The organism is Desulfatibacillum aliphaticivorans DSM 15576 (assembly GCF_000429905.1).
Taxonomy (GTDB): Bacteria; Desulfobacterota; Desulfobacteria; order Desulfobacterales; family Desulfatibacillaceae; genus Desulfatibacillum; species Desulfatibacillum aliphaticivorans.
Map to the genome: position 1 here is coordinate 149,572 of NZ_AUCT01000018.1, position 24,209 is coordinate 173,780.

Genomic DNA, 24,209 nt, shown 5'->3' on the forward strand with positions numbered 1-24,209 from the left:
CTTGGAAAGCCCATGCCCAATAATCGATTCGACTCCGTATTCGGCGAGGAATGCCTCCGGGTCTATTCCAGCAACAGCCTGCAAACTCTGGCCGCCCAACTGGCGAAGTTGCTGGTCAAAGATCCTTTGCCGCCTTTGGAGCAGGAAATCGTTTTGACCCAAAATCCGGTGATGGGCCGATGGCTTTACCTGGAAATGGCGAAAATCAACGGCGCATGCGCAAACCTCCGGGTTACGCTGCCCAATGCGTACATGCACGAACTGTTCGCCAGCGTAATTCCTCCCATGGAAAACGAGGAGCAGTCCCCATTCTCCCCCTGGGCCATGACATGGCGGATCATGGACGCTTTGGCCCGGTTTATGGAAGAACCGCCGTTTACGGAAATCCAACGCTATCTGCAGGACGACCCGGACGGCCGCAAGCAGTTCGGCCTGAGCAGACGCATCGCCGGAGTGTTTGACGGGTATATGCTGTTTCGGCCGGAAATGATTTTGAACTGGGACCACGGCAAGGGCGGGCATTGGCAGGCCATTTTGTGGCGGGAAATCAGCCAGGGTTTTAACAACCGGCACCGGCCTGGCCTGCGTACGGATTTTTTCAAGGCGCTCAGGTCCGGCAAATCCCGTCCAGGCGTCCTGCCCAAAAGAATTTCGCTTTTCGGCGTTTGGGGCATGCCCCCTTTCCACCTGGACGTTTTCTCCGGCGTGGGGCGTATGCTGCCCGTGTATCTTTTTCACGTAAATCCCTGCAAGGAATACTGGGCTCACGCCTTTTCGGACAAGCAAATCACCCGGATTACCACCCGGAGCCCGTTCACCCGTCCCGAAGAATTGTACCTGGAAAAAGGCAACGCCCTGTTGGCGTCCCTGGGCGGAGTGGGTCGGGATTTTCTGGGCTTGGTCGCCGGGCTGGATTGCCATCCCCAGGAACTGTACGAGTCTCCGGACCACACGTCCCTATTGGGCATGATCCAGGGGGAGATTCTGGAATTCAAGGAAGAGGATGGACGGAAAACGCAGGAAAAGGCGCGGCCGCTTCCTGGAGACCGCTCCCTGGCGATCCATAACTGCCACAGCCCCATGCGGGAAATGGAAGTCTTGTACGATCATATCCTAAAGTATTTGGACGAAGACCCGGACCTGGACCCGCAGGACATCATGGTCATGGCGCCGGATATGGACAAATTCGCGCCCTATGTGGAAGCGGTTTTCGCCTCGCCCGGCCCAGGGGGAATTCGCCTGCCTTATTGCATCGCTCACAAGGAAGTCCGCACGGTCAGCCCCAGCGTGAACGCTTTTCTGGAAATCTTTGACCTTTGCCAAAGCCGGTTTGAGGCGGCGGCCGTCTTGGATCTGGCCGGTCTCCCCGCCGTGGCGGAGAAGTTCGGCTTTTCGGAGCAGGATCTGGAAACCCTGGCCCGGTGGATCGCCAAGACCAGGGTGCGATGGGGCGCCAACGCAGACAGCCGCAAGGCTCTGGGCCTGCCCGCCACCGGGGATAACACCTGGGAAAGCGGCCTGGACCGCCTGATGCTTGGCTACGCCATGTCGGGCCTGGACGAAGAGTTTTTTCAGAACATCAGCCCCTTTGGGGATCTGGCTATGGAAGACGCCCCTTTATTGGGACGGTTTGCAGAGTTTACCGAAGCCCTGTTTCAACTCTCCCGAAAACTGGAAAAAAGCCACGAAATCCAGGAATGGGTGAAAATCCTGGAAGGCGTCGTTCAGGAATTTTTAAGCCCCGACGCGGAAGACCTGCACCTGTTGCAAATCGCCTTGTCCAAGACCGCCAAGGCCCAATCCGAACAGGGATATGATCGGGAGGTTGCCGCGGCCGTGGTCAAGGCGGCGGTCGCCGGGCTGCTGGAGCAAAGTTCGCCCAGCGGCAGCATTTTAAGGCGGGGCGTTAACTTTTGCTCCATCGCCCAGGGGGCTGGAATTCCCGCCAAGGTCATCTGTCTGGTGGGCATGGACGACGGGGCTTTTCCCAGGCAGGACGGAGGCATGGGCTTCGACTATATGGCCCGGTCGCCCAAACGCGGGGATCGGTCTCCCCGGGGAGATGACCGGTTTTCCTTTTTGCAGGCGATCATTAACGCACAAAGCAGGCTGCATATTTCGTTTACCGGCCAGGGGATTCAGGACAACGCGGCCTTGTGCCCCTCCCCTTTGGTGAGCGAATTGATCGACTACGTGGAGGCGGGATTCGACCTTTCCGGCTCCGGGCCGCTTGTGGTCGTCCACAAGTTACAGCCTTTTTCTCCGGATTATTTTTCGGGCCAATGCCCCGGTCTTTTCAGCTTCTCCAGACAATATAGCCAGGCGGCGGACATTTTGCAGCGCGGGGAAAAGCAATCCCGGCAATTTTTCTCCCAACCCCTGGAAGAGCCCGAAGCCCAGGATAAGAGTATTTCTCTGGAGGCTTTGTGCGCTTTCTTTCGCATGCCGTCGAAGTCTATTCTCAGGGACAGGGTGGGCGTCTTTCTGGACGCATACACGGAAGCCATGGACAGCGCCGAGGCTTTCAGCCTGGGCGGCCTGGAAAGGCACGTCCTGGCCGGAAAAATGGTTGAAAAGCGGGTTCAAGGGCGATCCTCCCTGGACTTGTACGCCCTGGCCAAGGCGCAGGGGGAGCTGCCCCACGGCAATGTAGGGGCCTTTGCCTTCAACCAACTGGAAAACCAAATAAGCCCATTCGCCCGTAAAGCGGAAGCAATGCTGAGCGAGGCGAACCAGCGATTGGACGCCGACGTCATGGCGGGCGAATGGAAAATCCACGGCAGGCTGTTCCCTCTGGGCCTGAAAGGGCTCATCCTGTACCGCACGGCCTCGGCCAAGGCGTTTGACCGGCTTAACGCCTGGATACGGCATCTTTTTTTGTGCGCGGTCAGGCCGGGCTTTGAAAACACAAGCCTGTTTGCGGGAACGGACGCTATCTATTACTACGACAATGTGAAGCAAAACGCGGCGGTAACCCGGCTGGCGGCCCTGGCGGGAGTCTATGACAAAGGCATGGAGTTTCCGGCGCCGTTCTTTCCCGAAACCTCTTTCGCCTACGCCCAAAGCATGTTCAAGACCGACGACGTGGGCCAGGCAATGAAGGCGGCCAGGAATAAATGGGGGCCGGACTTTTTCGGCCGGGGAGAGGCCTTGGACTCGTATGCCGCGCTTTGTTTTGAAGGATGCGATCCCCTATCCCGGGAATTCCGGGACCTGGCCGTTGAAATATATGCGCCCATGCTGGAATGCGAACGGAAAGGAGGGCGATGATGACGAAATCGCGTGAAGTTCAATTCGCCCCCCTGGAAGGCGTGAACCTGATCGAAGCCTCGGCCGGTACGGGCAAGACCTACACCCTCACAAGCCTCTATATCCGGCTGCTTATTGAAAAAGGCCTGCTGGTGGATCAAATCCTTGTGGTGACCTTTACCGTGGCCGCCACCCAGGAATTGAAGGACCGCATACGCAATCGTTTGAAAATCGCCAGGGACGCCTTTGACGGCAAGGAGGTTGACGACGACCTTGTTCAAGCCGTGGTGAAAAAGCACAACAATCCCCAAAGCAGGCTTCGGGTGGAGGACGCCATCCGTCGTTTTGACGAGGCGGCGGTGTTCACCATCCATGGTTTCTGCCAGCGGGTTTTGGGGGAGAACGCCTTTGAATCCGGGGCTTCCTTTGATGCGGACTTAGTTACGGACAACCAGGATTTTTTGGTGGAAATCGCCCGGGATTTCTGGCGCAGGGAATTCTATGAAGCTCCTGAACTGATCATCGCCTACGCCATGCATCGAACCCGCACGCCGGAATATTATGCAAGGCTGCTGGAATACACGGCCAAATACCCGGGAATCAGAATTATCCCCCAGACGGAAAAGCCTGAGTTTTCTGCCTTGGACGGTTTTAAGGCGGCGCGGAAAAAAGTCGCTGACGCATGGCCGACCAACCGGGATCAGGTGCTGGCCGTGTTTGAATCCGGGGATTTGAAGGCCAATCAATACGGCAAGCCGGATTCGGGCAAGGCCCAGGTGTTCGCCCAGGCCATGGACGACTATTTGCAGGCTGGAGAGCCGGGCTTTCCCCTGTTCCTTCAGTTTAAGTATTTCTGCGCGGACACGGTGCAAAAGGCGGGCAAAAAAGGATGCGAAATTCCTGAGCTGGCCTTTTTCAACGACTGCCAGGATTTGCACGACGCCGGGGAGGAAATGGAGCGGGATTTGGAGCAATACCTGCTCTATCTGGATCAGGAGGTTTTCCGGTTCGCCGAAAAAGCCGAGCCGGAACGGAAGAGCGCCAAGAACATCCGGTTTTTCAACGATTTGGTGCTTGGCTTTCAAAAAGCCCTATCCGGCCCCATGGGTCCGGCCCTGGCCGACGCCGTGCGTAAAAAGTATCAGGCCGCCCTCATTGACGAATTTCAGGATACGGACGCTGCGCAATACGATATTTTCTACACCCTGTTCGCCGGAAGGCGGCAGGCGCTGTTTTTAATTGGAGATCCCAAGCAGGCTATTTACGGCTTTCGGGGCGCGGACTTGTTTTCCTATCTCCAGGCCTCCAGAAACGTGGAGGAAAGCTACAGCCTGGAAAACAACTGGCGGTCTTCGCCCCAGCTCATCCGGGGGGTGAACGCTGTTTTTTCGCGCAATCCCCAGGCCTTTGTGCTGGACGGCATCGAGTTCAAAAACGTCAGGCCAAAGCCCGGCGTGAACCCGGCCCTGCCCTTAGAAAAGGGGCAAACGCCGCCCCTGGAAATCTGGGCCGTAGCGCCCAAGGACGATAAAGCCGTCACCATAGGCGAGGTGCAGGACATTGCAGTTCGGGCCGTGGCTTCGGAAATCTCCCGGCTGCTCGGACAGGGGGACTTTTCGCCCGGCGATATTGCAGTGCTGGTGCGGTCCAACATGCAGGCCCAGGCCGTGCGGGACGGGCTCCGTCAGGCGGGCGTCCATAGCGTATTGAACCGGACCGGAGACCTGTTTGAAACGCCTGAGGCGGTGGAAATGCGACGGGTCATGACTGCGGCAGCCGCCAATCGGCTGCAGAACGTCAAGGCGGCGCTATCCGTCAGCTTTTTGGGCTGGACCGCCGAGGAGCTTGATCGGCTGGCCCCGGGCGAGGAGGTGGTGGAAAAGGTCCTGACCTTGTTCTCCGATCTGCACGAGATCTGGCAAAAATCCGGATTCATGCGGATGTTCACCTATTTTATGCACAATAAGGAGCTTCCCTCCGCCGTTTTAACCCTGCCTGAAGGAGAGCGTCGCCTGACCAACATTGTGCACCTTGCCGAAGTTTTGCATCAGGCGGAAAAAGAGCGAAAGCTGGGCGTATCAGGTCTCATCAAGTGGCTGGACCGGCAAATGGACCCGTCTTCGCCCCGGATGGACGAACATCAGCTTCGGCTGGAAAGCGACGCCCAGGCCGTCCAGGTTGTGACCATGCACGGCAGCAAGGGGCTGGAGTTCCCCGTGGTCTTCTGCCCGTTCATGTGGCAGGAGTCCGAACCGCGCAAAGGGACGCCTCTGACTTTTCACGACCCGGATCAGGACGAACGCCTTACCCTGGATCTTCGCGCCGAGGATTCGCCCCATCGGGAGCAGGCCAAGCTGGAAAACGTTGCGGAAAACGTGCGTCTGGCATACGTGGCCCTGACCCGCGCCAAGGATCGCTGTTACATGCTTTGGGGGGCCATCAACAAGGCCCAGACCTCCGCCCCCGCCTATCTTCTCCATGGGGGCGCCGTGAACGACGGCCGGGTGGAAATCCGGCTGAACTACAAAACCTTGTTCGAGGACCTTGAGGAGTTGGCGAAAGGCGCGGAAAACGCCATCGCCCTGACCTTGCCTCCCGAAGAAATTTATCCGGCGGCCTTTATGGCCGGTGGAGCAAACGCAGCCCTGGAAGCCTTGGAATTTAAGGCCAGGCCGGACCTGACATGGAGCGTCACCAGTTTTTCCGCCCTGTCCATGGATCAGCCCGGCAGGAACGAGCCCGGCGCGGACGAGGCGGCGGCGCCGGGGCCTCAGGTGGAAATCGAGGACGAACCGGAAGAGGAAGCGGCCGACATCTTCGCCTTTCCCCGGGGGACCGGTCCGGGCATCATGCTCCACGATATTTTTGAAAACCTGGATTTTTTGGATCATGCGCCGAAAAAGGTCCTTGATTTGGTGCAGGACAAGCTGGAGGTGTACGGATTCGAAGACCAATGGGCTCAGCCGGTCGCCGGCATGGTGCAAAATGTGCTGTTCTGCCCCTTGGAAAAGGAGAGGCCGGACTTCACCCTAAGCCGCATTCCCATGACCGCACGATCCAACGAAATGGAGTTTTACTTCCCCATCAAGAAAATTACGCCCAAGGCTTTTGAAGGGATTTTCGGAAACGGCCTCCCCAAGGACCGGCCGGACCGGCTGCATTTTTCGCCGGTGAAAGGGTTTGTCCACGGCTTTATGGACATGGTGTTTTGCTTTGACGGCCGGTATTATATTGTGGACTGGAAGTCCAATCACCTAGGGAACGCGCCGGAGGAATACGGCCCGGAATCCCTGGCCCACGCCATGGTTCATCACAAGTACGACCTACAATATTTGCTGTACACCCTGGCCCTGGATTTGCACCTGGCCCAGCGCATCAAGGATTACGACTATGAAAAGCATTTCGGTGGAATTTTTTATATCTTCCTGCGCGGAGTGGATAAAAGCCTGGGGCCGGAATACGGAATTTTTCAAGACCGGCCGGGCCTGGACATGATCCAACGGCTGAAAGGCGCCCTGTTATGATCGAATTCGAAGCCATAGACGGTCAATTCGCCGCGTTTCTGCAGAAGCTGGCGGGCGGCTCAGACCCGGTGCTGCAATCGGCCGCGGCTCTGGTATCCCTGCGAACACGGGAAGGCCATACCTGCGTGGAGCTGAGTTCCGGGCTGGACCGGGACTGCCTGCTCAGCCCGGATTGCCCGGAAAATCCAGCGCAATGGATTGACGCCCTGGCGAATTCGCCGGTGGTCGGAGCGCCCGGGGAGTATCGGCCGCTCATCCTGGATCAGGCGGGCAGGCTGTATTTGCACCGGTATTACGAAGATCAGGCATTGACCGCAAAAAAAATTCTGGAGTGGAGCGTCCCGGACCCGGCGTATACGGACCAGGAACAGTTGGCGCAGGAACTGGATCGATTGTTCGCACCCTTGCCGAAAAATGAAACCGACTGGCAAAAGGCCGCTGCCGCCACGGCGGTGCTGCGCAAGTTTTCCGTGATCTCCGGCGGGCCGGGAACCGGCAAGACCACCATCGCCGCCCGGATCATCCACCTGCTTCTGTCCCTGGCGGACGGACGGCCGCCTTCCATCGCCATCTCCGCGCCCACGGGCAAGGCCGCGGCAAGGCTGCTGGAATCCCTGGGCAAAGAATTGAGCCGTTTGGGCGTTCCGCCGGGAATGGACGACGCCATCCCCAAAAGGGCCAAGACCATCCACCGGCTTATGGGCGCGCGGTTCAACTCAAGCCAGTTTATCCACAACGCGGACAACCCCATAAACGCAGACATCCTGATTGTGGACGAAGCCTCCATGGTGGAACTGTCCCTCATGGCCCGGCTTTTGGAAGCCCTGCCTGATCACGGCAAGCTGATCTTGCTGGGCGACAAGGACCAGTTGGCCTCCGTGGGGCCGGGCTCGGTCATGGGCGATATTTGCTCCGGCCCGGGTTCGCAGGCTTTCTCGCCGGAATGGGCCAAAGTTTTAGCCAAGGCCGCGGGACAGGCGATTCCTTCGGAGAATGGCCTGGCCCCCATAGCGGACGGAATCGTGCATCTGGTGAAAAACTACCGGTTCGCCAAGGATTCGGGCATCGGCGAACTGGCCGACTGCGTGGTCAGGGGCGACGCCGCAGGCGCGGCCGCCAGCCTGGAGAGCGGCGGGGAGATCATCTACGAACCCGTGAACAACCCGCGCACCCTGCCGGCCCTACTGGAAGAGCCTTTACGGGAGGGCTTTTTGCCATTCATTACGGCCAAAAATCCGGCCCAGGCCCTGGAAGCCTTCGGCGGATTCCGCGTCCTGTGCGGAGTGCGGCAAGGCCCCTGGGGCATGAACTCGGCCAACAGCCTGGTGGAGGACATCTTCGCCCGGGACGGTCTGATTTTGCTGCGGAATTATCCCTGGTACGAAAAAAGGCCGGTGGTGGTCAATCGCAACGACGCGGAAATGAATTTGTTTAACGGCGACCACGGCGTTTATATGGACGGCAAGGCGGCCTTTCCGGGCCTGCAGGAGGAGCTTCGGCATTACGCCAGATCCATGCTTCCCGCCCACGACACTGCCTTTGCCATGACCGTGCATAAAAGCCAAGGATCGGAATTTGAATCCGTACTGCTGATTCTGCCGGGGGAGAACTCGCCGGTGCTCACCAGGGAATTGCTTTATACGGCCGTCACCCGCACCCGGTCCAGGCTGCGGATCGTGGGCGCCATGCCCTCCATTAAAAAGGCGGTCCTAAGCCCCACCCGCCGGCCTTCCGGCTTGCAGGACGCATTGTGGAAAACGGAATAATTCATCCCATGGCGGCGGCGAGGATGCGGTTCAACTCCGGGAGAATAGCGGATATTTGCTGCTGATGCTCCGGAGGAATCATGAGCCCCGGCACAGGCTCGTTGTTCAGCAAATTTTCAACGCTTTGGCCGAAAGCAAGATATTGCAGGATCAGGGAGAAATTTCCGAACCTGCCGGGGCAGTCCAGGGCTTCCAAAGCCTGTAAAAAAACCTGGTTCACGGTCAACCAATAATCGTCCATTTCCGCAAACCCGCCGGGCTTGCAGCGCGAGGCCGACAGCATAACCCGGCATCCCAAAGGCCTGGCCGGATAAATGGAGCACACGCCGTCTTCCAAAAAAGGGCATGGATTGAAATGGTCCGGCTTGAACTCCTCGGGCGGCTCCTCGCGCTCCATGCATAAACGGGCCAGGCCGTTTGTGGTGACCGCCGGGGAGAACAACTCCCCTTCGTCTAAATTTGCAGGCAGGGTGCGGTTTTCCTTTTCCAAATAATCCAGGACGGCGCGGCCTTCCAGAGTGGTTGCGGTCACGTGGGTGGTGCAGCAGGAAGCGCAGCCTTTTTCGCAGGCCGTGGGCCAGGGCTCGATAATGCGGTCCAAGAGGGAGTACAAGCGCATGAGCGCCGTGTTTTTTTTGTCCATGTTAAACCTATTTCAAGCCCGGAAATAAGGGCAGTTGATCGTATTTTTCCAGGCATTTAAGGCAATATTTCTTTTTGCGGGCCATGGCCCGGCATACGGTCACAGCCACTTTTTGCTCCCGCTTTTCGCACCAGCGGAAGGTCGTGTCTTCCTTGTTGCCCTTTTCCTTTTCCATTTAAATCTGCGTCTATCCTTTGTTTTCGCTTTGTTTCCACTGCGAATTTACAAAATTTATAACCGCGTCTTCATATCCCGGCGCGTCCGGGCAATCGCTGTGCCCCGCCCCTTTGCCGATAAAAAGTTCGGCCTGCCCGGGTTTGAAGCGTTTTTCCATGGTGTACGCCATGGACAGGGGGAACTTTTCGTCAAACTCCCCATGGATGAGCAGCACGGGCATGAGCAGCTTGGGCGCCAGGTTGGCCGGGCTTTGTTCGTCGATCTGACGGCCGTACATGAGGCTCATCCAAAACAAAACCATGGGACCCAATAATATTCCAAAGGCCTTGCTGAAGCTGCTGTAAAGCAAAAACAGAGCCCGGCGGGTGTAGGAGTAGCATCCTTCCAGAATCAGCACGCGGACCTGCTCCCGGCGATTGTACGCGGCGATGATGGCGCCGCCCGCTCCGGCGGAATGGCCGTACAAAATCACCGGCTCTCCGATCCAATCCAGGACCGTCTCAATATCCTCGGCGAACTTGGCCGCCTGCATCCATTTTTGAGGGCTTGAATTGCCGTGATCCCGGGCGCTGTGCATGACTGTGGTGAAGCCCTGCTTGGCCAGAACCCGTGCGCGGGGCACCATGCGGTCCCGGTTGCGGCTCCAGCCGTGGGCCAGAACCACGATCCCCCTGCTCGGGCCGTCCGGGGCGATGCGCCAGACTTCCAAGGTTCCGCCGTTGACCGCTGGAATGCGCAGGTCCTCAATAGCTCCCCAGTCGGGATTTTCATGGACAGGCCGCCTGGGCATTTGATGCACCAAATAGGTGGCCGCCAAACTCAAAGCTACATAAAAAACAATCAGAATAATCCAAAACATAGAAGAAAAACCGTCCTGATACCGTAAAAAGCCGCCTTTGGCGAACCGAATTTCGTTTTGCAGAGTATTACGCCGCCAGGGGAGGAAGGTCAAGGCAAAGAATGGTTCGGCGGGGTTGTCCGGCAAATGGCATGGACGACGCAGGGGGAGGCTTTCCCATCCGTATAGTTTTTATCAATTGACGGGGGAGGCATCGGCTGAAAAAGGAGACAGCATCACTGAATGCTTTAATATTAATGATGAAGATGATAAATTGAGATTCATAAAATCGGGTTCCCTCGGTTTCAAGAGGGAAACACCCCAGGTTTCCAGGAGGTCTGTTTTTCTGCTGTATACAGCAATGGAATGCGCCAGTGACTTCGAATATCAGGAAAGACAAAATCGCCGATGCGCTTAGAGAGTTGCATCACGCCTTGATTAATACGCACGATTACGGTGAGTTCCCGCACATTCTCACTTCCGTCATAAACACGCTGTTTCCGGTGGACTGGATGGGGCTGTATACGTTCGGGCTTCCGCAAAACTCCTACAATGTGGCAACCAACCAAGGGCTTCCCTTTGATTGGAACGAAAAATACATAGAAGTCATGGAGCATGACCCGGTCAGGAAAAAGAGTTTAAGTCAGCCTGTGGGAGGCGCATGTATTTTTTCCCCCAAGGATTTCCACACAAACGAAGAAGCCGTCTATTGCTATGAAACATCCAAAAAATATACGGACACGTCCCAGTTTTTAACCCTTCACTGCGCCAGGACGCCCTCCATAGACTCCGGCATGGCTTTTTATCGAACCGACGAAAAATTCGCCTTTGAAGAAAGCGACCGGCAAACCCTGAAATACCTGAGCCCGTTTTTGGTTTCCTTATCCCATACCATGATGCTTTATGCGGAATTCGACCTGAAACGCGCCGCCCTGGAAACTGTCTGCAAAAGCCGCAAGGACTTGTATCTTTGCCTGGACGGCTGCCTGAATATAATCGATCTTCCCAAAGAAACCGAGGCGTTCTTAAGGCGATGTTTCAAGCATTCGGCCTGGAAAATCCTTCCTGAAGACATTTTGATATGGCTCAAAAGCGCCGTCGCCCCAAGGGGCGCCATCATCCCGGGCGCCGGCCCCTGGTCAACCACTTGCGTGCTCCCCGACATGGAACTGACAATAACCGCCCACGCCGTGGTTACGGAACAGCAAAGAACAGTCCTGGTGCTTCTGTTAAAGCCGCATGGACGCAAGGAGGATTTCTCCGTCCTCGCCAAAGACGGCTTAAGCCCCCGAGAGCAGGAAGTCCTATCCTACCTTCCCCTGGGATACTCCAACCTGCAAATCGCCCGAGCCATGAATATCGCGGAGGTCACCGTAAAAAAACACTTGAAAAACGCGTCAAGAAAGCTGGGTGCGTACGGCAGGACCGAAACCCTTTTCAACGCCATGAGACGAAAGTCCCTTTTGGAAAGCGCGTCCGTGTTCTGATGATTTTGGCGCCTGCGTTATGCGTGCGCACCCCTACGCCCGCCTTCCTGCGTTTGCACCGCCTTGATGCTCAGCATGCGATGCAAACGTAGAAAGCGCTTTTCCCTCTCCCTGACGCCAACCATCCCCCGCCAGCCGCACTTTTTCTGAATATAAAATAATAACCGTTCCGAGTGTGGAAAACAATTATCCTTTCGGATACCTTTTGGGAAAATCTGATGAGCAAACTGGTTGGACAGATGCGAAGTTGCTTTGCTGATATGTTGATTTTGGGGGGCGCGGGGACTGCGCAACTATATGCCGAGGAAACCTCGTAACTACGGCGCGGAGACCGCGCAACTACAAAAAACGGAATCGACAGAGGTTTTTCGCCCGCTGGCCGTCCCTGATTTCCAACATCTTCTCAGGTCGCGCCTTTTGTTGCTAACGCAACCCAGGCAATACACTACATTGCCTGGGCCACCCTCCCTCCAAGGGAGCGCGCAAACAGGCATTGAGGAGGAGACCGGTTTCAAGGAGGAGGGCTCGCCCTGCCGGTCTGTATTTGGGTAGCCCCGGCAGAGCAGTATCCTGCCGGGGTGCGCGAGCACATGTTTTTCAACCGCCTGCCCTGGCCAAAGCCGGGGAACTTACGCAATTGCATGGCGAGGGGACCTCGCAACTACACGGCGCGGAGACCGCGCAACTACACGGCGCGGAGACCGCGCAACTACAAAAAACGGAATCGACAGAGGTTTTTCGCCCGCTGGCCGTCCCTGATTTCCAACATCTTCTCAGGTCGCGCCTTTTGTTGCTAACGCAACCCAGGCAATATACTGCATTGCCTGGGCCACCCAGCGGCGGCATGGCGAGGGGACCGTACGGCTACAAAAAACGGCATCGAAACGGGGTCCTGTCTTTACGATATTATATAATGTTGGATTCCCACATAGGAATGATGACCCCGGGCGCGGCAGGCCGCGCCCTTTGGCGGGATTACTCTTCGTCGTCGCGGCCTTGGCGGCGCTGGCGGCGGGCGTCTTCCTTCCAGGAGCGCTTTTTGCGGCCGCCTTTTTTCTTAAAGCCTTTATCCCCCCCTTTACCCTTGCCGTAGCCCTTGCCGTAGCCGTCGTCCAGATCCATGGCGAAGGCGCCCATGGACAGGGCCGGATCCTCCGCGGGTTTGGGTTTGGCGGGTTTCTTGGCGGCCAGCATCTCCTCCACTTTGGGAAGCGGCGGCCCGGTAAAGCAGCCCTTGGGGATGAACTCCGCGGTCAAAAGCACTTCCCCGGCTTGCTCAAAGACCACGCCCAGTTCCTGAGCCATGGCCGTGTTGACGGTCAGGACAATGGGATTGCCATCCCGTCGCTTTCCGATGCGAAAAGCCATGTCTTCGTCCCGGCATAGGATGACAAACGGCGCGCCCACGGGAAAAATGCCCTTTTTATCGATTTCGGGATAGGTTTTGTTGCGGGCGCCTACATAAAGCAGTTTGGGCAGGTCCTCCGGGACTCCCGTATAATATAAGGATGGGTCCCACTCCACGGCCCGGACGATCCCTTCCTCGTGTTCGTACTCTATGGCGGGGTCTTCCAGGGTATAGGCCACTTCCTTGATGTGCGCCTTGTTGACGTGTTTCCATCCGTCTTCCTCGGAAAGGGCCCTTACCAGGTCTTTCACTTTCACCCAGCCATCCTCGTTTGGAAAGAGGCCGAACTCGTCCGGTCTGCGTCCCAGCACGTAGGCCAGGAACTTGTTTAAAGTCTCCGGTCTTTTACCTGATCCCATGATTTCCTCCGTCGTTCAGGGTCTTATGGTTTTTTAATACCAAAGCCTGAGAATAAGGAAAAGCTTTCTTGACGCTTAGACCCCGCTTTGATAGCAATTTTTCACGATTGAAACCTTATTTTCTCCTGAAAGGAGGCTTTCGCATATGGAAAAATCCAAAGAACTATTCGCCAGAGCGTGCAAAACCATCCCCGGCGGGGTGAACAGCCCGGTGCGGGCCTGCGGGTCCGTGGGCACGGACCCATGCTTTATCGCCAGGGGCCAGGGTTCGGCGATTTTTGACGCGGACGGCAAGCAATACATTGATTATATAGGCTCCTGGGGCCCCCTGATCCTGGGGCACCGGCATCCGGCCGTGATCAAAGCCATTGAAGCGGCCCTGGCCAACGGATGCACCTTCGGCGCGCCCACGGAATTGGAGATCGACCTGGCCGAAGCCGTGGTCAACATCATGCCTTCGGTGGAAATGGTCCGCATGGTCAATTCCGGCACCGAGGCCACCATGAGCGCCGTCCGCCTGGCCAGAGGCGCCACGGGCCGGGACGGGATCGTCAAGTTCGACGGCTGCTATCACGGCCACGGCGACAGCCTGCTGGTGGCCGCCGGGTCCGGCGTGGCCACCCTGGGCATTCCCGGAAGCCCGGGCGTGCCGGACAAGGTCGCCGAATCCACCGCCTCGCTGGAATACAATAATATTGAGGCGGTTAAGGAATATTGCAAGAAAAAGGGCGACCGGACGGCCGCCATCATCGTGGAGCCCGTGGCTGGAAACATGGGCGTGGTCGCTCCCAAGCCGGAGTTCATCCAGGGCCTGCGGGAGGTTTGCGACCAGTACGGCATTGTCTTGATTTTGGACGAGGTCATGACCGGATTCCGCGTGGCTTTGGGCGGCGCCCAGTCTTTGTACGGCGTAACGCCTGACCTCACCACCATGGGCAAGGTCATCGGCGGAGGGCTGCCCGTGGGCGCCTACGGAGGCAAGCGCTCCCTCATGGAAAAAATCGCGCCTTCCGGGCCTGTGTATCAGGCCGGAACCCTATCGGGCAACCCCATGGCCATGGCCGCCGGAATCGCCACATTAAAGGAAATCAGCCAGCCCGGTTTTTACGAGGCGTTGGAAAAAAGCTCCCAAACTTTGGCCGACGGCCTGAAAAAAGCTGCGGCGGACGCCGGCGTGGAAGCCGTGATCAGCCGGGTGGGTTCCATGCAGACCTTATTCTTCAGCCCAGGCCCGGTGGAAAATTTCGAAGACGCCAAAAAATGCGACCTGGATCGTTTTTCCAAGTTTTACCAGGGGATGCGGGACGAAGGCGTCTTTTTGCCGCCGTCCCAGTTTGAAGCGTGGTTCGTCTCTTCCGCTCATACTGAGGCGGATATTGAGGCCACGTTAAAGGCGGCTGAAAAGGTCTTGAGGCAATTATAGTTTTAGTACGTTTTTGGTTGACTTCGAGGCTTGCTTTTGGTACGTTTCGCCGTCCCGTACCCGCATGTGCTGTTTTTCACATTCGCGTGCAAACGAAAAGGCCGTGTGCGTACAAGGCAGGATGATGAACAAAGAAACCCTTAAATTTATTAGGGAAATGTCCTATTTCAGCAGCCTTGGACTTTCCGTGGCCCTGGCCATTGTTATCGGCCTGGGGCTGGGAGTGTATCTGGACCGGCGGTTCGATACGCATCCATGGCTGACCTTTATCGGATTGGGTTTTGGAATAGCGGCGGGATACCGGAACATCTGGCTGGCCCACCAAAAGAGCCAAAGGATGTGAGGGGGATGATGAACGATTCCTTGGAAGAGCGCCTGGTCAAGCATGTGGTATACGCCAACTGGGTGATTTTCGCGCTGGCAAGCGGCATTGGGCTGTACGTTGCGTCAGCGCCGTTCGCCATGGGCATAATTTGCGGCGGGCTGATTACGGTGGTTAACTTCCACCTTTTGTCCCGCACTCTGCAAAACGCCCTGGACCCCGGGCCCGGAACCAACCATCGGGTTGTGGTGGCCAGGTATTACCTTCGCTTTTTAATCAGCGGCCTGCTGATTTTCGGCCTTTTGATATTTAAGATCGTGCATCCGATAGGACTGTTTGTGGGATTATCCGTGGTCGTGGCTGGAATCTTGATGGCCTTGATCCTCGAATTGAAATATGTTTTCAGCAAGGAGGCAAGATAAGTGAAGCACTTTTTCGAATTTTTTCCGTGGCTTTTTAGTTTATTCGGGATGGATCATTTTGCCCATGAATACCACCACATTATCTTTTCCTGGGTGGCCATGATCATTTTGATCCTTGTCGGCGTTTTGGCGGCGAAAACCATCACCATGATTCCCGGAAAGGGACAGAACGTCCTCGAAATCCTCGTGGGCGGCCTGGAAGAGTTCATGGTCGGCGTGGTGGGCGAGGAAGGCCGTTGGTTCCTTCCCTTGGCGGCTACCTTGTTCCTGTACATTCTTCTGTGCAACCTCATGGGCCTGCTGCCGGGCTTCTTTCCCCCGACCGCTAACGTGAACACGCCTCTTTCGTGCGCCATAGTGGTTTTCTGTTTCACCCACTTTCTGGGAATTAAGCACCATGGCGCCAAGTATATCAAACACTTCATGGGTCCCATATTGGCGCTGACGCCTCTGTTCCTGATTCTTGAAACCATTTCCCATTTTGCCAGGGTTCTTTCCCTGACCTTCCGTCTTTTCGGAAACATGATGGGTCACGAACTGGTGCTCATGATTCTGTTTTTCCTGGCAGGCGCTTTTCTGGCTCCTCTGCCGATTATGGCCATGGGCATCCTGGTGGCGGTTGTGCAGGCATTCGTGTTCTTCATGCTGTCCATCATGTACTTTGCGGGCTCCATTGAGCACGCTCACTAAATTAAGGCTTTCAAACGCGTTTCAAACGTGTATGTAAGGGTTTTTGGAAGAAGCCCGATATTAACTATCTTTTTTGAGGGAGGTTTTCGTAATGGAAGCAACAGCTCTTAGTTTCTTTATCGCAGCAGTCACCGCCGCCGGTTTCGGCATCGCCATCGCAGCTTTTGGATGCGGCATCGCTCAGGGTATCGGCCTCAAGGCCGCCGTTGAAGGCATCGCCCGCAATCCCGAAGCTTCCGGTAAAATCACCACCACCATGCTGATCGGTCTCGCCATGATCGAATCTCTGGCCATCTACGCTCTGGTTGTGGCCCTGATTCTTATCTTTGCTCATCCCCAGGCTGGCGCCATCGCCGCTCTGTTGGGCTAAGAGATCCGCGGTAATATGGTTTTTTAAAAGAGGGGCTGCCGTAAAAAGCAGCCTCTCTTTTTCTCCATTCTTGTGAAAAGGTTCACTAATCAAGACTCGGGATAATCTTGTGCATAAGATACCAAACATAGCGGTTATACGTCTGGCTCTGTATGCCAAGCACTTGGAAATGCTCCATAATGACGGTGTTGAGTTGGTTTCCTCCGTCAAGCTGGCGAAAATGTGCGGCGCCAATCCCGCCCAGATTCGCAAAGACCTGGCCTATTTCGGACAATTTGGAGTCCGGGGCGTGGGATATTACGTCAACGATCTGCTGAACGCCTTGAAAGAAGTCATGGGGACCAATCGCACGTGGCGGCTCGGCCTGTTTGGAGTGGGCAACCTGGGCAAGGCGTTGCTGGGATTTGAACAATTCGCCCAAAGGGGCTTCATATTTACCGCCGCATTTGACAAGGATATTGACCTTGTGGGAACCGAAGTGCAGGGAATTGAAATTTCCCAGTCCGAAGACATCAAAGAAGTGATCAAAGGACCGGGGTGTTTTGACATTGCTGTGCTCGCCACAGGGGCTGACAGGGCGCAGGACTGCGCCATGCGCATTGTTGAGGCCGGAATTCACGCCATCTTGAACTTTACTCCCATCCGGCTTGTTGTGCCGGAGAACGTATTTGTTGAAAACGTGGACTTTACGGTCCGCTTGCACGCCCTGTGTTACAGCCTGACAACAGGCAGTGACGTGACTCAGCGTCACCCTCGCTAAACGCTTGTACCCGCGCTCTTTTCTCTACGCTTGCACAAAACTCCAACAATGTGCTAACGGTTAATATTCCGTTAAAATTTGCACCGGAGGGATGCGTCATGTTTGAGGAAGGCCAATTCCGCAAAGATATATTGGACAATCTGTTTGACGGCGTTTATTGCGTAAACAAGGATAGAATCATCACCTACTGGAGCGAGAGCACCGCCCAGTTGACGGGGTTTTCCGCCCAGGAGGTGGTTGGCAGGTCATGCCACGAAAACCGGGTTATGTATGTGGACAACTGGGGGCATAACCTGTGCGAGGCGGGCATGTGTCCGGCCATGAAAACCATGCGGGACGGCATTCTAAGGGAAATTGCCGTTTCCTACCACCACAAGGACGGGCATCTGGTGCCCGCCCAGGCCAGGATTTTGCCCTTGCACGACAAAAAGGGCTGCATAACCGGCGTGGTGGAAATTTTCCAGGACGCCACTCCCGTTCTTCGCGAAAGGGAAAAGGCCAAGGAGTTGGAAGACCTGGCCCTGAACGATCCTTTGACCCGGGTTGCCAACAGGAATTGCGGAGAAGCCCGGATGGAGGCCAAGCTGAATGAGTTCCGAAGATACGGCTGGCCTTTCGGCATTCTTTTCTGCGATGTGGATAAGTTCAAACAGGTCAACGACACATACGGGCACGACGTGGGGGATTTGGTTTTGAAGGCTGTGGCCAAGACGCTTTCAGGCAACCTGCGCGCTTCGGACATTGTGTGCCGATGGGGGGGGGATGAATTCTTAGTCATCCTGCCCAGCATTGATTTGCAGACGCTATCCCAAATTGCGGAAAAGGTGCTGCGCATCATAGAAAAAAGCCGGGTAACCATAGGCTCAGGAGACGATCAAAGAATCGTCAAGGTGACCAGTTCCATCGGCGGCACAGTAGCCCGCCTGGACGATACCGTGGAATCCCTCCTGAAAAGGGCGGATGAACTTATGTACCGGAGCAAACGCGCTGGCGCCAATCAAGCCGCCGTGTAGTCTGCAGGAGGATGCAAGAATGAAAAAGCTGCCTGTCTGGGGCGTCGTGGGCCTTTGCCTGTTCGCACTATTTTTATGCCCGGCCGCCTCTGGCGATGAGCCGGAAATCCCCTTGCCTATTGTTTACAGCAAGCATTACAACATCACCCTGTTCGGGATTCAAAAGCTCCATCCTTTTGACAGCGAAAAGTACGGCCGGGTATACAAGTATCTTGAGAAAAACGTCGGGCTGTCGCCTGAGCGCATCTTTGAGCCGGAAGAAATTTCGGAGCTGGATCTTTTGCGGGTGCACTCCCGGGAGTATTTGGACTCTCTGAAAAAATCCAGCGTGGTGGCCGAGATAGCCGAAATGGGCGCCCTCAAACTCATGCCCGGCTTTCTCCTGGACAAGAAAATCCTCAAGCCCATGCGATACGCGACCGGGGGCACTGTGCTGGCGTGCCGCCTGGCCCTCCAATACGGCTGGAGCGTCAACCTTTCAGGCGGATACCATCACGCCAAGGCGGACCAGGGGGAGGGATTTTGCTTTTACGCCGACATCCCTGTCGCCGCCCATGTCCTGTGGGAGCAAAACCCGGCAATGAAGATCATGGTCGTGGACCTGGACGTTCACCAGGGCAACGGGCATGAAGCGGTCTTTAAGGACGATCCGCGGGTTTTCATCTTTGACATGTACAATGCGGAAATATATCCCCGAGATAAAGAAGCGGCCGAATACATCGACTTTAATCTGCCCGTCGATTATGGAGCGAAGGATGAGGAGTACCTCGTCCTGTTGAAGAAAAACCTGGAGCCGGCCATTATCCAGTCCAATCCGGACTTGATAATCTATAATGCAGGCACTGACATTTATAAAGACGACCCGCTGGGGGTTTTGAACATTACGCAGGACGGAATCATAGACCGGGACGAGCAGGTCTTCAGAACGGCCGGAAAGCTGAATGTTCCCGTCGCCATGGTCCTTTCCGGCGGATACACCAAGGAAAGCGCCGGCATCATCGCCCAATCCATGGAAAACCTATTGGAAAACGTCTTCAGGGCCGGCAGTCTGAGGGTGGCGGAAGCAAGCAGGGCGTCTTGCATTTAACTAAGGATAACCACGTGTAAAACCGCTGAACGAAAAGCCATAACTTGATCAGGATGGAACATTTTTCCGTGGACCCAAGGAGCAGGAGCCATGAAATGCCGCCAATGCCGCCGGGATATTCCCCAGGACGACCGCTACGAGCATGCCGGAAACCTTTATTGTGAAGACTGCTATATTCAGATTCTTTCCCCCGCCCGGTTCTGCGACCCATGGGCGGACTACAGCGCCAAATCCTTTGAGAAGCATGGCATGATCTCCCCGCTGACGGAGCCCCAGAAAATGCTGCTGAAATTAATCAAGGAGTTGGGAAAAGCCGAGCCCGCGGAATTGATTGAGCACACACGGGGGGCAATTGATCCCGCCGACGGAGAGCGTGAACTTGCAGCCCTGTCTCGTATGGGAAAAATCGAGATCAAAAGCGTGGAAGGCAAGGCGATCATCCGGGCTTTGTAGTTCAACGCTCTAGCATTACTGCAATTGCACGAAATTATAAGCGAAGTCAAAATCAGGGGGGCCTGCAGAGGGCGCTGTGAGGAGAATCAGGCGCCGATCCAGGAAAATAATCATTATTACATCAATAAAAGACATAATGTATTGAAGAATCCTCTATCCGACGCAAATCATTTTTTATAGGGGTTGACTGTACGCCTCCTTTGTCCTATTTTGCCTCCCCGTGGTCTGTTTTTCGGAACAGCCCAGATTTTACAAATTATTCATCCTTAATTCAGGGTCGCGAGCGGAAATTTTTTCGTTCAAAAGAATATACCCCCTGTCTTTTTAAGACAGAGGGTGGACGTGTTTTTTTGCTTATGAAAATGGACATCAGACAAGCGGCGGCTTTTTTGAGTTTGCCGGTCAAAACTCTGGAAAGATGGATAGCTCAGGGATTCCTGCCCATACCGGCGGGCACAAGCAGTTCTCCCATATTTGATAAGAGCTGGCTTGCCAATTGGGCCAAAAGCAAAAATTTAAGCATCAGCCAAACATGCCAGGACGATCCCGCATGTCCCGCGCCTGCTCACAACCTGGTCCAGGCCATGCGCCGGGGCGGCGTGTTTAAGGATGTGGATGGCGGCACAGTGGACGAAGCCCTGACGCAGGCGGCGTCTCTTTCCCCCGTGACCAGCGATCATTTGCAGGCTTTCACCCAGCAGCTTTTGGAACGGGAGCGTTTATGCTCCACGGGGCAAGGCAAGGGGGTGGCTATTCCCCATGTCCGCAGCCAGACGGGAGATGCAGGGGCGGAAGCCTCGATCACCACCTGCTTTCTCAAGGAGCCGTTGGACTTCAACGCCATTGACGGCAAGCCCGTCACCACCCTTTTTCTTCTCATAAGCCCTTCGGTGGACGTTCACCTACGCCTTCTTTCGCGGCTTGCCTTTTGCCTGCGGGACGACTCTTTTGTAGAATTTCTGAATCAGCGCCCCACTCCGGAAGATTTGTTGGGAAAAGTGCAGGAACTGGAAGCCAAGGTGGCGGACTCCGGTTTATAGGTTAACCATGACGCCAAAAAACATAGCAGGCATGGCCAAACGACTGTTTTTTCTGCGCCATGAAAAGGTGGCGCTGCTTCTCGCAGGCGTCCTGGTGGGATGCTGCAGCGGCGTTGCCGCGGCCGGGCTAAGCTTCGCCATTGAGCATCTCTGGGAATTATGCGCCCACGCCAAGCATTATTGGTGGGTCTTCGTCCTGCCTGGCGTTGGGGCGGCCTTATCCTCTCTGTTTTTGAATAAAATCGTCCGGGAAGGCGCAGGGCATGGAGTGCCGGAAATTATATATGCAGTCTCCCGGCGTGGAGGGCTGCTTCGGTTTCGTTCCAGCTTTTCCCGGCTTGTCAGCAGTTGCCTGACCATCGGCAGCGGCGGCTCCGCCGGGCCGGAAGCCCCGGTGGTCATGAGCGGGTCGGCCATTGGCTCCAACATCGCCCAAAGGCTGGGATTTCCGGCCCGTCACAGGATCACTTTGGTGGGTTGCGGTGCGGCGGCGGCTATCGCGTCCATCTTTAACGCGCCCATCGCCGGAATAGTCTTTACCCTGGAAGTCGTATTGGGAGAGTGGACCGCCGTGAATGTCATCCCCATCGGCGTGGCCTCCGTGGCGGGCACCCAGGTGGGCCGGCTGCTGATGGGCAACAGCATTCGATTTTCCCACACCCATTTCAGTCCGGGGACCTGGGATATTGCGGCCGCGTTCGGATTGGCCCTGGCCACGGCCCTGATTTCCGTGGCTTTGTCCCGCATGATTCGAAGCAGCGGCAAGGTGTGGGGCAAGCTGCCTGCGTCCAAGATGAGCCGCGCCTTTGTGGGCGGCGCTTGCGTTGGTCTTGTGGGCTTGTTTTTCCCCCAGGTCCTGGGAGAAGGGTACAACCAGATTTACTCCCTGATTCACGGCCAATACAGCCCCGGCCTCATGCTGCTTTGCGCCATACTGGGCTTGAAAATGCTGGTTACGGCTACGACGCTCGGGTCCGGGGGCTCGGGCGGCATCTTCGCGCCGGGCCTGGTTGTGGGCAGCTTTACGGGAGTGGCTTATTTCAGGCTATTAAGCCTCATGTTCGACGTCACGCCTCTGGCGCCCGAAGGATGCTACGCCTTGCTCGGCATGGCCGGCATCATGGGCGGCATGCTGCAGGCGCCTTTGACGGGCCTGTTTTTGGTGGTGGACATCACCAGCGGGTATGAGGTCATTCTGCCGCTGATTGTGGTGTCTCTGGTCTCCTCCAGCGTTTGCCGGTATTTTGAGTCAGACTCCTTTTACCTGAAGGATCTGAAGGCGGAAGGCGGGCTGATCCGGCCGGGCACGGACGAAAGGGTTTTGGAGGACTTGCAGGTTTCTGAGGTGCTGGAGCATAATCTGATCCCGCTGAACAATCATATGACGCTTGCGGACCTGGTGGGGCAGGTCAAATCCTCGCAGAGGAACCACTTTCCGGTCCTGGATGTGAAAACCAGTGAGTTTCTAGGAATGATCGACCTTGCCAAGGTCAGGCCTTATCTTTTCAACCGGGAATTGTACGGAACCGTCCTTGTTGTGGATATCATGGACCACTTCCCTCCCGCCGTTTCTCCGGATGAAAGACTGACGGACGTTCTGGAGCTTATGGATCGAATCCAGGCTTTCAGCCTGCCGGTAATCTCGGGCAAACGCTTTTTGGGCATGGTATCCAAAGGGACCCTGCTGGACCACTACCGCCGCGAGTTGATAGTCCAAACCACCTATTGACCTTGAGGCCTCAGCTCGGCGCCTTGCTCAACAAATCACGAATAAGGAGCAAATCCCATGGTTAACAGTCTGTTACACGTTTTCAGAAACAACGCCTTCGGACGGGAAACTTTTATGCAGTCCTTGTATTTCTGCAAGGCCCTGGACTTCACCCTGAGGGTGTACATCCCCCGTCATTCCAAGTTTCTCATGTACTTTGAAAACGAAGTGACCCAGGTGGATTTGGACCAGTCCTACCTTTCGGACCCGGACACGGCCCAGGAGCACGTGGAGGCCCTGGCTAAAGAAGCGGGAGTCTCCGTGGACTTTCTCACGCCCAAGGATTTCACCGCCTCCACCCTGCCCGACGTTCCCATCGGGTTCGACTGCATGTGCAGCCCCCGAAGCATGAGCGACAAGACAAGCCGCATCGGCCTGGGGTACGTCGGTCCCAAGGTGCGCAGAATCGCCGCGGCGGCCCCTTTTCCCGTGCTGGTGACCAGCCTGTGCTACAAGCCGTGGAACAGCGTGGCCGTCTTTTTCGGCGGTTCGGCCAACGCATTCAAAGCCCTGTCCATGGGATTGTCGCTTAGCAGGCGATCCGGCATGCCCCTGGATCTTTTCACCATCGAGGAAGGGGACGTAAACCGGGAAACCCTGGACAATCTGCTCCAGGTGAGGGAAATGACCTCCGTGGTGGAGGAAGGCGTCCGCGAATGGTATTTTCTGAACAAATCCAAACTGGAGGACAACCTTTACGAGATTCCGCCCGACGCATTGACGGTTCTCGGCGCCTATGGCCACGGCATGATCCGCGAAGCCCTGTTCGGCAGCAAGCTGGAGGTCATCCAGTCCCAGATCATCAATAACATGATGATCGTAGGGCCCAAATGCAGGGTTTTTTAGACCGTCCTGATAAACAGCGAACGCGGGTGGAGCCCGCTGTTCTATGCTAAAGCAATGTGCGATTGGGGTTGACCAATGCGTTCGTGCAATTAGAATATTCGACATTTCCTCTGATTTGCAGGTCACACTGTCGAAAAAATCGTTATGAGGATGAAAAAATGCCAGTTGCTAAGCCATATCGTAGAACTTATCGCCAATTTGTAGATGGAAATTATACCAATAGTGGCAGAACTTGCTACCTGCCTTCGACAGTTGTAGGCTAGTATGAGCGGGAATTTGGGGTGCTGACGGGCGAAAAGCCTTGATATTCCCCAAATCCGGATTTATTTGACGCCGAAATACGTAGGCACACGACCATTTAAATTAGTTCTAGACTTTATATATAGTATATGCTATATAAATAGGCATGTATATACGAACCATATCCCGGAAAAACAAGGACGGCTCCAAAGTCGAATACGTCCAACTGGCCCATAATTACCGCGACCCAAAATCCAAACAGGCCAGAGCGGAGGTTCTGTACAGCTTTGGGCGCAAGGATCAGCTGGACATGGAAGCTATCCG

The 24,209-nt window shown here is 55.8% G+C and carries 20 protein-coding genes; 16 read left to right on the plus strand and 4 right to left on the minus strand.

Features of this window, described 5'->3' with window-relative positions:
• The first annotated feature begins 12 nt into the window (after positions 1-12).
• From recC to recD, 3 genes are read left to right on the plus strand one after another with little or no spacing between them, the layout of a single operon-like run.
• The gene (gene recC, locus G491_RS0116245; protein WP_028315350.1) at positions 13-3,270 is read left to right on the plus strand and encodes an exodeoxyribonuclease V subunit gamma; all 3,258 of its coding nucleotides are present in this window, start codon (positions 13-15) and stop codon (positions 3,268-3,270) included.
• A complete protein-coding gene (gene recB / locus G491_RS0116250) occupies positions 3,270-6,773 on the plus strand; it encodes an exodeoxyribonuclease V subunit beta (RefSeq protein WP_028315351.1) in 3,504 nt (1,167 codons plus the stop codon). Before recC ends, recB begins: the two co-directional genes overlap by 1 nt.
• Positions 6,770-8,539 carry an exodeoxyribonuclease V subunit alpha gene (gene recD / locus G491_RS0116255; protein ID WP_028315352.1) on the plus strand — a complete coding sequence of 590 codons (1,770 nt, stop codon included), beginning with the start codon at positions 6,770-6,772 and terminating at the stop codon, positions 8,537-8,539. The genes recB and recD overlap by 4 nt, the downstream gene beginning before the upstream one ends.
• 1 nt (position 8,540) lies before the next feature.
• On the opposite strand, the gene G491_RS0116260 is transcribed toward recD, so the two are convergent.
• From G491_RS0116260 to G491_RS0116270, 3 genes are read right to left on the minus strand one after another with little or no spacing between them, the layout of a single operon-like run.
• A complete protein-coding gene (locus G491_RS0116260; RefSeq protein WP_028315353.1) occupies positions 8,541-9,182 on the minus strand; it encodes a YkgJ family cysteine cluster protein in 642 nt (213 codons plus the stop codon).
• 7 nt (positions 9,183-9,189) lie between these two features.
• Positions 9,190-9,357, minus strand: a complete 168-nt coding sequence (locus tag G491_RS35535) for a hypothetical protein (protein ID WP_015947611.1) — start codon at positions 9,355-9,357, stop codon at positions 9,190-9,192.
• A gap of 12 nt (positions 9,358-9,369) precedes the next feature.
• Positions 9,370-10,218, minus strand: coding sequence for an alpha/beta hydrolase (locus G491_RS0116270; protein ID WP_028315354.1), 849 nt, complete (start codon positions 10,216-10,218; stop codon positions 9,370-9,372).
• A gap of 353 nt (positions 10,219-10,571) precedes the next feature.
• On the opposite strand from G491_RS0116270, the gene G491_RS31130 reads away from it, so the two are divergent.
• Positions 10,572-11,684, plus strand: coding sequence for a response regulator transcription factor (locus G491_RS31130; RefSeq protein ID WP_211239152.1), 1,113 nt, complete (start codon positions 10,572-10,574; stop codon positions 11,682-11,684).
• Positions 11,685-12,659: 975 nt separating this feature from the next.
• Here the strand turns inward: G491_RS31130 and G491_RS0116280 are convergent.
• Positions 12,660-13,451: an RNA 2'-phosphotransferase gene (locus G491_RS0116280; RefSeq protein WP_028315355.1), complete on the minus strand. Its 792-nt coding sequence runs from the start codon at positions 13,449-13,451 to the stop codon at positions 12,660-12,662.
• A 145-nt stretch (positions 13,452-13,596) separates the two neighbouring features.
• On the opposite strand from G491_RS0116280, the gene hemL reads away from it, so the two are divergent.
• The 12 genes from hemL to G491_RS0116340 all read left to right on the plus strand — a co-directional run bounded on the left by hemL (position 13,597) and on the right by G491_RS0116340 (position 23,645).
• Positions 13,597-14,874 carry a glutamate-1-semialdehyde 2,1-aminomutase gene (hemL, locus tag G491_RS0116285; RefSeq protein ID WP_028315356.1) on the plus strand — a complete coding sequence of 426 codons (1,278 nt, stop codon included), beginning with the start codon at positions 13,597-13,599 and terminating at the stop codon, positions 14,872-14,874.
• 121 nt (positions 14,875-14,995) lie between these two features.
• A complete protein-coding gene (locus G491_RS0116290) occupies positions 14,996-15,217 on the plus strand; it encodes an AtpZ/AtpI family protein (RefSeq protein WP_319792468.1) in 222 nt (73 codons plus the stop codon).
• 5 nt (positions 15,218-15,222) lie between these two features.
• On the plus strand, positions 15,223-15,618 hold the full coding sequence (locus tag G491_RS0116295) for an ATP synthase subunit I (RefSeq protein ID WP_015947617.1): 396 nt from the start codon (positions 15,223-15,225) through the stop codon (positions 15,616-15,618).
• Positions 15,619-16,308, plus strand: a complete 690-nt coding sequence (atpB, locus tag G491_RS0116300) for a F0F1 ATP synthase subunit A (RefSeq protein ID WP_028315357.1) — start codon at positions 15,619-15,621, stop codon at positions 16,306-16,308.
• Positions 16,309-16,399: 91 nt separating this feature from the next.
• A complete protein-coding gene (gene atpE / locus G491_RS0116305; RefSeq protein WP_015947619.1) occupies positions 16,400-16,678 on the plus strand; it encodes an ATP synthase F0 subunit C in 279 nt (92 codons plus the stop codon).
• Positions 16,679-16,787: 109 nt separating this feature from the next.
• Positions 16,788-17,438, plus strand: coding sequence for a redox-sensing transcriptional repressor Rex (locus tag G491_RS31135; protein ID WP_015947620.1), 651 nt, complete (start codon positions 16,788-16,790; stop codon positions 17,436-17,438).
• A gap of 98 nt (positions 17,439-17,536) precedes the next feature.
• Complete coding sequence (locus G491_RS0116315) at positions 17,537-18,451, plus strand: sensor domain-containing diguanylate cyclase (protein WP_028315358.1); 915 nt, start codon at positions 17,537-17,539, stop codon at positions 18,449-18,451.
• A gap of 19 nt (positions 18,452-18,470) precedes the next feature.
• On the plus strand, positions 18,471-19,538 hold the full coding sequence (locus tag G491_RS31140) for a histone deacetylase family protein (protein WP_051327309.1): 1,068 nt from the start codon (positions 18,471-18,473) through the stop codon (positions 19,536-19,538).
• 90 nt (positions 19,539-19,628) lie between these two features.
• On the plus strand, positions 19,629-19,991 hold the full coding sequence (locus G491_RS31145; protein WP_051327310.1) for an LIM domain-containing protein: 363 nt from the start codon (positions 19,629-19,631) through the stop codon (positions 19,989-19,991).
• A gap of 356 nt (positions 19,992-20,347) precedes the next feature.
• The gene (locus tag G491_RS31150; RefSeq protein WP_051327311.1) at positions 20,348-21,031 is read left to right on the plus strand and encodes a PTS sugar transporter subunit IIA; all 684 of its coding nucleotides are present in this window, start codon (positions 20,348-20,350) and stop codon (positions 21,029-21,031) included.
• Between the two features lie 7 nt (positions 21,032-21,038).
• The gene (locus G491_RS0116335) at positions 21,039-22,760 is read left to right on the plus strand and encodes a chloride channel protein (RefSeq protein ID WP_015947625.1); all 1,722 of its coding nucleotides are present in this window, start codon (positions 21,039-21,041) and stop codon (positions 22,758-22,760) included.
• Positions 22,761-22,817: 57 nt separating this feature from the next.
• Positions 22,818-23,645, plus strand: a complete 828-nt coding sequence (locus G491_RS0116340) for a universal stress protein (RefSeq protein ID WP_028315360.1) — start codon at positions 22,818-22,820, stop codon at positions 23,643-23,645.
• The last annotated feature ends 564 nt before the right edge of the window (positions 23,646-24,209 follow it).

Bases quoted from the DNA above. Each gene is read 5' to 3' on its own strand.
- recC (WP_028315350.1), top strand. From the start codon at position 13: ATGCCCAATAATCGATTCGACTCCGTATTCGGCGAGGAATGCCTCCGG.
- recB (WP_028315351.1), top strand. From the start codon at position 3,270: ATGACGAAATCGCGTGAAGTTCAATTCGCCCCCCTGGAAGGCGTGAAC.
- recD (WP_028315352.1), top strand. From the start codon at position 6,770: ATGATCGAATTCGAAGCCATAGACGGTCAATTCGCCGCGTTTCTGCAG.
- G491_RS0116260 (WP_028315353.1), bottom strand. From the start codon at position 9,182: ATGGACAAAAAAAACACGGCGCTCATGCGCTTGTACTCCCTCTTGGAC.
- G491_RS35535 (WP_015947611.1), bottom strand. From the start codon at position 9,357: ATGGAAAAGGAAAAGGGCAACAAGGAAGACACGACCTTCCGCTGGTGC.
- G491_RS0116270 (WP_028315354.1), bottom strand. From the start codon at position 10,218: ATGTTTTGGATTATTCTGATTGTTTTTTATGTAGCTTTGAGTTTGGCG.
- G491_RS0116280 (WP_028315355.1), bottom strand. From the start codon at position 13,451: ATGGGATCAGGTAAAAGACCGGAGACTTTAAACAAGTTCCTGGCCTAC.
- hemL (WP_028315356.1), top strand. From the start codon at position 13,597: ATGGAAAAATCCAAAGAACTATTCGCCAGAGCGTGCAAAACCATCCCC.
- G491_RS0116290 (WP_319792468.1), top strand. From the start codon at position 14,996: ATGATGAACAAAGAAACCCTTAAATTTATTAGGGAAATGTCCTATTTC.
- G491_RS0116295 (WP_015947617.1), top strand. From the start codon at position 15,223: ATGATGAACGATTCCTTGGAAGAGCGCCTGGTCAAGCATGTGGTATAC.
- atpE (WP_015947619.1), top strand. From the start codon at position 16,400: ATGGAAGCAACAGCTCTTAGTTTCTTTATCGCAGCAGTCACCGCCGCC.
- G491_RS0116315 (WP_028315358.1), top strand. From the start codon at position 17,537: ATGTTTGAGGAAGGCCAATTCCGCAAAGATATATTGGACAATCTGTTT.
- G491_RS31140 (WP_051327309.1), top strand. From the start codon at position 18,471: ATGAAAAAGCTGCCTGTCTGGGGCGTCGTGGGCCTTTGCCTGTTCGCA.
- G491_RS31145 (WP_051327310.1), top strand. From the start codon at position 19,629: ATGAAATGCCGCCAATGCCGCCGGGATATTCCCCAGGACGACCGCTAC.
- G491_RS31150 (WP_051327311.1), top strand. From the start codon at position 20,348: ATGAAAATGGACATCAGACAAGCGGCGGCTTTTTTGAGTTTGCCGGTC.
- G491_RS0116335 (WP_015947625.1), top strand. From the start codon at position 21,039: ATGACGCCAAAAAACATAGCAGGCATGGCCAAACGACTGTTTTTTCTG.
- G491_RS0116340 (WP_028315360.1), top strand. From the start codon at position 22,818: ATGGTTAACAGTCTGTTACACGTTTTCAGAAACAACGCCTTCGGACGG.